Annotated in this window: 7 protein-coding genes and 1 pseudogene; 3 read left to right on the forward strand and 5 right to left on the reverse strand. The window is 67.2% G+C overall.

Annotation, left to right across the window (positions count from 1 at the left end; translation table 11 throughout):
• Positions 1 to 212: 212 nt before the first annotated feature.
• A pseudogene (locus AC08OV_RS22385) lies at positions 213 to 642 on the reverse strand (ISAzo13-like element transposase-related protein); the annotation flags it as partial.
• A gap of 49 nt (positions 643 to 691) precedes the next feature.
• The gene (locus tag AC08OV_RS22390) at positions 692 to 2,602 is read right to left on the reverse strand and encodes an acyl-CoA dehydrogenase family protein (protein ID WP_476615297.1); all 1,911 of its coding nucleotides are present in this window, start codon (positions 2,600 to 2,602) and stop codon (positions 692 to 694) included.
• Between the two features lie 866 nt (positions 2,603 to 3,468).
• Between AC08OV_RS22390 and AC08OV_RS22395 the strand changes: the two genes are divergently transcribed.
• Positions 3,469 to 3,882 (forward strand): hypothetical protein, encoded by a 414-nt coding sequence (locus AC08OV_RS22395; protein WP_476615298.1) that lies wholly within the window; start codon positions 3,469 to 3,471, stop codon positions 3,880 to 3,882.
• A gap of 456 nt (positions 3,883 to 4,338) precedes the next feature.
• Positions 4,339 to 4,596, forward strand: a complete 258-nt coding sequence (locus AC08OV_RS22400; RefSeq protein ID WP_476615299.1) for a hypothetical protein — start codon at positions 4,339 to 4,341, stop codon at positions 4,594 to 4,596.
• Here the strand turns inward: AC08OV_RS22400 and AC08OV_RS22405 are convergent.
• The 3 genes from AC08OV_RS22405 to AC08OV_RS22415 all read right to left on the reverse strand — a co-directional run bounded on the left by AC08OV_RS22405 (position 4,585) and on the right by AC08OV_RS22415 (position 6,294).
• Positions 4,585 to 5,046: a PASTA domain-containing protein gene (locus tag AC08OV_RS22405; protein WP_476615300.1), complete on the reverse strand. Its 462-nt coding sequence runs from the start codon at positions 5,044 to 5,046 to the stop codon at positions 4,585 to 4,587. The genes AC08OV_RS22400 and AC08OV_RS22405 overlap by 12 nt on opposite strands.
• A 187-nt stretch (positions 5,047 to 5,233) precedes the next feature.
• A complete protein-coding gene (locus tag AC08OV_RS22410) occupies positions 5,234 to 5,512 on the reverse strand; it encodes a GNAT family N-acetyltransferase (RefSeq protein ID WP_476615301.1) in 279 nt (92 codons plus the stop codon).
• The gene (locus AC08OV_RS22415) at positions 5,509 to 6,294 is read right to left on the reverse strand and encodes a hypothetical protein (RefSeq protein WP_476620266.1); all 786 of its coding nucleotides are present in this window, start codon (positions 6,292 to 6,294) and stop codon (positions 5,509 to 5,511) included. Before AC08OV_RS22415 ends, AC08OV_RS22410 begins: the two co-directional genes overlap by 4 nt.
• A 330-nt stretch (positions 6,295 to 6,624) precedes the next feature.
• On the opposite strand from AC08OV_RS22415, the gene AC08OV_RS22420 reads away from it, so the two are divergent.
• A partial coding sequence (locus AC08OV_RS22420; protein WP_476620267.1) for a hypothetical protein occupies positions 6,625 to 6,821 on the forward strand: 197 nt, incomplete at its 3' end.

Raw genomic sequence — 6,821 nt, forward strand, 5'->3', positions numbered from 1 at the left:
GCCACGCCGGTCTCACTGGGCCTGATCGTCACGTTCACGAACCTAGCCGCACGGAACAACGTTCCAATGAACGGTGGATGGACATTTCCTATCAAGGACATATCGAAACTTCGTTTCACGCCTGCTTCTCGCGCAGCGACGGGGGCCGGACCCGCGGGTCTGCGAGCGTGCCAGCTTGGTAGGGGACCCCAGGGATCTGCCGGAAAATAACCTCAGAATTTGATGTTGCCCTTGTCGATCAGGTTGGTGTGGATCACGGTGACCAGCAGCCGGTCAGACAGCGACAGGGGACCGCGGCGCAGGACGCGGTACCGGGCATGTTTGTGGTGCAGGCTGACCGGCGGGTGATCGAGCAGGTACTGCTCGACTCTGGCCAGCAGGGCGGTGAAGGCCGGGCCTTCCAGGCCGGTGAGTGTGGGGTGGTGCAGCCAGCTCGTGGGCGGTCAGCCCGGTGCGGGTGGTGGTCGCGCCGATCGTGTTGACGACAACGTCGTGGCTGGTCAGCGGGCGCCCACCCCAGTTGACACTGATCCGGGAGAACAGTCGGTGCTCGATACTGTTCCATTTCGATGTTCCTGGCGGAAAATGGCAGACTGTCACCTCCAGACCAGCCGTGTGAGCGAAGGCGGCCAGCTCACTTTTCGGGAGGCCTTGACACCAGCCGGCATGATCACACGAGGCACGCGCGTGGTCAGCCCGTGGCGAGCAGGTCGACGGCCGGTCGAGTCGGGACCGCTTGCTGCCGCTCCGCGGCGAGGAACGGCCCTTCGCCGCTCGGGTCCATCACGCCGGACTCGGCCCAGCTGAAGCGGCCCCCGAGCACCTCCTGCGCCGCCGTGTAGTTGCGGGCGTCGTCGTTGCGCCACAGCGCCGCGAAGGACGCCTCGACCCGGCGTCGCGCCTGCCGGCAGAACAGGTCGGCCAGGTCGATCGCAGTCGGCTCGCCCTCCTCATCGAGCATCCGGGCCCGCACGACCGCCGCGCTGATAGCGAACAGTTCGGCGCCGATGTCGACGAGACGCCCGAGGAACGCCTGCTTCTTCTCCAGTCCGCCCTGCCAGCGAGCCATCCCGTAGAAGGTCGACCGGGCGAGCTTGCGCGCCGAGCGCTCCACGAAACGCAGGTGCGTGCCGAGCCGACCGAATTCGAGGAACGATCGCGGCGACGTCCCGCTGCCGACGGCGAGGCCGGGCAGCCAGCGGCCGTAGAAGGCGGCCGCCCGTCCGGCGCCGCGGGCCTTCGCCGCGACCGACGCGTCCGGGGAAATGATGTCACCGGCCACCGCGAGGTGGGTGTCCACGGCCTCCCGCGCGATGAGCAACCGCATGATCTCGGTAGAGCCTTCGAAGATCCGGTTGATGCGCAGGTCGCGTAGCATCTGCTCGGCCGGTACCGGTCGTTCCCCCCGGTTGGCCAGGGACTGGGCGGTCTCGTACCCGCGGCCGCCGCGGATCTGGACCAGCTCGTCGGCGATCAGCCAGGCCATCTCGCTGGCATACAGCTTGGCCAGGGCAGCCTCGATCCGGATGTCCCCGCGTCCCTCATCGGCCATCAGGCCGGACAGTTCCAGCATCGCCTCCAGCCCGAACGTGGTGGCGGCCGTGAACGCGATCTTCTGGGCGATGGCGTCGTGCTGGCCGATGGGCCGACCCCACTGGACGCGGTCCCGCGACCATTCCCGGGCGATGCGCAGCGCGTACTTGGCGCCGCCCACACAGGTCGCCGGCAGGGCGAGGCGACCGGTGTTCAGCGTCGTCAGGGCAATCTTGAGCCCCTCGCCTTCCCGCCCGAGGCGGTCCGCGGCCGGGACCCGGACCCGCTCGAAGCTGGTCACCCCGTTCTCGATGCCGCGCAGACCCATGAACTCGTTGCGGTGCTCCACCTTCACGCCGGGTGCGTGGGCATCGACGATGAAACACGTGATGCCACCGCGATGACCGGCCGAGCGCGGGACGACCGCCATGACCACCAGCCGATCGGCGATCACACCGTTGGTGGTCCACAGCTTGCGGCCGCTCAGCTCGTAGGCGGCGCCACCCTCGACCGGCACCGCCTGGCTGCTCATCCGGGCCGGGTCGCTGCCCACGTCGGGCTCGGTCAGCAGGAACGCGCTGATCTCCTCGCGGGCCACCTTCGGTAGATACGTCCGCTTCTGCTCCTCGGTACCGAACCCCAGGACCGGCTCGGCCACGCCGATCGACTGGTGCGCCGAGAGCAGCGTGGGCAGGCTCGCATGCCACGAGCTGGACAGTTCAAGCGCCCGGTTGTAGTAAACGGTGGTCAACCCGAGTCCGCCGTACTCCTCGGGGATCTTCATGCCGAGGGCGCCTATCCGCCGCAGCCCGTCGATCACCTGCCCAGGTAGCCGCCCGTCCCGCTCGATCTGCAACGGGTCCACCGTCTCCCGCAGGAACGACTCGAGCTGGGCCAGGAACGCCTCCCCCCGCTGCCGGTCGCCCTCCTTCGGCCGCGGGTGCGGGGAGATCAGATCGAGCCGGAGATGACCGAGGAAAAGCTCCTTGCCAAACGAGGGAAGCCGCCACTCGGCCTCCCGGGCCGCCTCGGCGACCCTGCGCGCCTCCCGTTCTCCCACCTGCGCCATCTCTCGCCTCCCCGTCCGTGAGCGGTATCCCGTCCGTCAGCGGTATCCCGTCCGTCAGCGGTATGCAGTCCCTACCTACCCGTACTCCTTACCCGCACCGCGCCCATCCGCACGAGCTGGCACGCACACTCAGGCCGCGATCGTCCACGTGCCGTTAGCGTCCGCACCGGCCCCCGCACCGGCCCCCGCACCGATCTCCGCACCGATCTCCGCACCGATCAATGTCGACTTCCATCTGATCGCCCCCCTGCCGGCGAATTTGGGAGACCTGAGCACGGTCTGCGGTCCCTGGACCGTGACTGGCTCCCCCAAATTCGACCGCCGCGCGATCATGAGGACCCGAACTCGCGAACGTTGGTAGTCACCGCGTCCGCGACGCGACCTCTCACTGCGGGGGCGGAGGTCGCGGAACAGTAGCACCAGTGTGCCGGGCTGCCGCAGGACATCGACGAGGGTAGATCGGGACGCCATGTACACGCCGAGCACGTCAACGAGCCGTGTACTCGGATGTCTCGCCCCGACGACCGGACGGCTGTCCAGGGCGGCGGGCGCGGCGCTGCCCGGGCACTCGACGTCCAGCCCGCGCGGCGCGGCCGATGTCGGCCCGCGCACAAGGCTTGCAGATGTTGCGTTTGTTTCGGATGATGCAGTTGGGAACCGTGAATGTTGATGGAGGTGGCAGAGATGCCCGGCCAGGTTGACGGCGCGACCGGGCGACCGGGCGGCCGGACCCCGATCTGATCGGCACCCACCGGCGGATCAAGTTTCGCGACCTCCACGAGTACAGAAGCCGCGACGACCTGGCGCGGCGACGCGAGGCCGACAACCTGACCGAGCTGACCCAGGAACTAGAGCTGTACTGAACGATGACCTTCACGGTGGTGTACGACGCCAACGTGCTCTATCCGAACACGTTGCGCAACCTTCTGATCCGGATCGCGCAGTCAGGCCTGGTCCAGACGAAGTGGACCAACGAGATCCTCGACGAGATGGTCACCGCGATCGGCCGGAATCGGCCAGACATACCGTCCGACGTTGACGACCACATCGTTACCGCCATCCCTGGCGGTGGCTGGATGGGCGAGTTCCACCACGCCGACGGAATCACCTGGCACGAGCCGGTCATCGGCTGGGGAGTCCTCGACCTCGGCATCGGGGACTCGTTCTTCGTCAATGACGATCAGGGCTACTTCGAGCACTGCCCCACCGCCGACCTGGTCAGGGTCTGGCACCCGAACGCCACCGGCTCGACGGCGCCCCCACCAGGCACCAATGCCTGAGCTGGTTCAGCGCCCGCCCCAAGCCCACCGCGAACCCGGCAATCGGTACCGCCATGACCTGCGCTCCGGCAACGCTTCCGCCACGGCTTCGGGCGGAAGCCGCCGGTCATACGCCACGTACTCGTGATCACCCGGATGCAAGATCACAGGGATGAAACAGGCGACGAACTCCTCCGTGTGAACCGACGTGTAAGCCCTGATAGCGCCGTCAGAAAGACGCCGGAGGATCACCTCCCCCGGCTGCACCGGGGCGTACCTCCGGTTCTCCGGCCGTGGCGGAATGGGATCGCTCGGACGCCGCGGCAGGCCGTTGGGACCGTAGACCTCGACGTCATCCGGGTTCCACACGAATCGATCGTCACGATCGTCATACGGACGCTCCGCAAGATCCCCCATCCATGCACCATCCCACAACTGTCAAGGGCCATTGAGTTCCGTGGCCGCCGACACATCCGCATGGTCGGCAAGGGCGCGAAGGCCGCGGTCATCGTGCTCGCTCCGGCGACCGGGCATGCCCTCGACACCTACCTTGCCGGCCGCACCACCGGGCCGCTGTTCGCCACGGCGACCGGCCGCCGGCTGGACCGACCCGCGGACGACGAAGGGGGTACGACCGGGCTCGCGGCAACCTCGACTGCCATGGGACGTATGCGCTGTCAGCGTTCCTCGGTGAGTAGGGGCGTACCACCGGTGCGGCCGGCCTTAAGTCAGTGAGCCGTCGATTTTGACCACGTACAGTTTGATGTCGGTCAAGTACGGCACCACGGTGCCCGCTGCCGGCTCCTGCCGTACCACCTTCCAATGCGAGTCGATGACCTGAAGGCGTCCCCGTCCAGTCGCGTCGATTGAAGTCGACCGCAAGGGCGGGAAAAGAAGCTCCTGCGCGCTTTGCAGGTTCATGCCGACAACACTAGGGACCGCCTTCACCGCGGGGACCGTCGGCTGGGTTGCGGCAGGCGCGGCAGTGGTAGGGATACCCCCTTCCGTGCCGGGGACCGTAATGGCCGTTGTCGTCGCCGCCGGGACGGCGGTGGTCGCGGCCGTCGGGGTGGCGGTCGTGGAGCTGGGGCTCGCGATCGCGGCGACGATAAGAAGCGCGACCACGGCGACACCGCCGATAATGCCGATCTTCTTCCAGTCGCGACCCTGCCGCGGTGGCGGCATCGGGGGTCCGTAGCCGCGGGTCGGCCCATCTCCGCCCGGGTGAGGCTGCTGGTAGCCCTGGCTTCTGCCGTCGTGGTAGCTGTGGTGCCTTTGATCGTCGTAGTACGACATGACCGACCCCCGTTGAGACAGCATCGGGGAATGGGCGTCACCCCCCGACAACGCGGCGCACAGGGTATCGAAGGCATCACTGGACCGAATCGCGGGGTACGCGCTGGGCGGGTATCCCGCTGAACTCGTTGGTATAGCGGTCGGTCATGGCCCACATGCCATGTCCGCGTCGCGCCCATAGCGCCCGGGCCCGTTCGATCAGTCGGACTGTCCCCTCCCGCCCGCACGGACCATCGAGATAGCGCATGGTCTCGGGGTCGGCGTTCATCGCCGCGTACGGGTCGATGTCGGCGTCGAACCAGTCGCGAAGGATGAGCCGTTCCGTGACAACGATGGGGATCTCGGGTGCGGTCACTGGGTGAGGGCGAGCCGTGGGCGGGTGCCGAGCCGCTCGCGTAGATCTTTGGCTGGGGGTAGTTCAGCGAACGGATCAAGATGCTTGCTGATATCTCCGGCCTTGGCTGTGACACTGTAGGTCGGGGTGGCGTTCAACATCGAGACCACTTCCGATGCGTGCCGAGCAGCCTCCTCCGGCTCGGGTTTGGATCGAAGTAGCAGCGCCAGGGAGAGGTTGAGCATGGCGTTCCCGAGGTCTTCGAATCCACCACCGGTTCGTTGGTAGGCGTCGACCGCTGCGCGCGCCATCGCCTTGGCCGCCTCGCCATGCCGGAGAAGGGCGAGAGCCCGCGCTGTCGACTGGTCGGCGTGGGCGGGTCCGAACGGTGATGCTCCGGGTAGCGGGGGACTGGCCACGACGTGGTCATGCATGAGCGCGAGCGCTTTTCGTGCGCCGGCTTCGTCTCCGAGCGCGACCAGTCCTCGAACTTCGTAGGCGGCGAGTCGCGCGGCCAGGTAAGGATGATCGGCTATTGTCAAGGCCTCCCGGGTCGACCCTGCGGGTCCCGGCAGGGCGTATTCAAGATCTTCTGCTGTCTTTTCGAGCTTCGCTTCCTTCCACAGGCGGATCAGTTCGCCGTCGGACTTCAGCTCCCGGTTGAGGTCTGCGACGACTCTGGGTGACGGTAGCTGGTGGCCGTTCGCCGCGTTGCCGATTACTTGGCGCGGGATCCCCGTCTTCCGGTGCAACTTACTGTGATCGTTCTGTCGATCTGCGATCAAGCCTCGAAGATACGTCACGAACTGTGACCGTGCTTGTCTCTGAGAATCCATCGCCTTGTCCTCCTGTCAAGCGATGCCCTGTCATGGCCGTCATCTGCATGCATGAAGAAACGGCTGCATTCTGCAGCAGATCTGGTGCGCAGTGTGTCATGTCCTTACCGGCGGATGTGCCGGCCGGCATCCGGAGGCCAGGGAGGATTCGTGACGCTGACGGGTTCTCCCTGCGGATCGCCGGGCGGGTGGAAGGCGGCCACCTATACCGGGAGGAGGAGCGGGCCCCACCGTTCGCGGGCACCCTCCCCCTCCCGGGCCCTGCCGACCCGCCGGCCCGGAGCGAACTGGATTCCCGTGCGGGACACACCGGCGAACTATTCGATCTCCGTGCTCGACGCCGATGGGCGTCCGGTCGAAACCCTGACCGGCTGGCCCACGGCCCGGCTCGCCGACGAGCACGCCCAGATCTTGCCCGACATCGTCGGCTACCGGGTCGTTCCGCTTCGCCATGTCAACGGCCCCTGGGACCGGGGCCGTCCCCTCCCCGAGGC

It is taken from the genome of Frankia sp. CeTa3Moorea, from assembly GCF_978021225.1.

Bases quoted from the DNA above. Each gene is read 5' to 3' on its own strand.
- AC08OV_RS22390 (WP_476615297.1), bottom strand. From the start codon at position 2,602: ATGGCGCAGGTGGGAGAACGGGAGGCGCGCAGGGTCGCCGAGGCGGCC.
- AC08OV_RS22395 (WP_476615298.1), top strand. From the start codon at position 3,469: ATGACCTTCACGGTGGTGTACGACGCCAACGTGCTCTATCCGAACACG.
- AC08OV_RS22400 (WP_476615299.1), top strand. From the start codon at position 4,339: ATGGTCGGCAAGGGCGCGAAGGCCGCGGTCATCGTGCTCGCTCCGGCG.
- AC08OV_RS22405 (WP_476615300.1), bottom strand. From the start codon at position 5,046: ATGCCGCCACCGCGGCAGGGTCGCGACTGGAAGAAGATCGGCATTATC.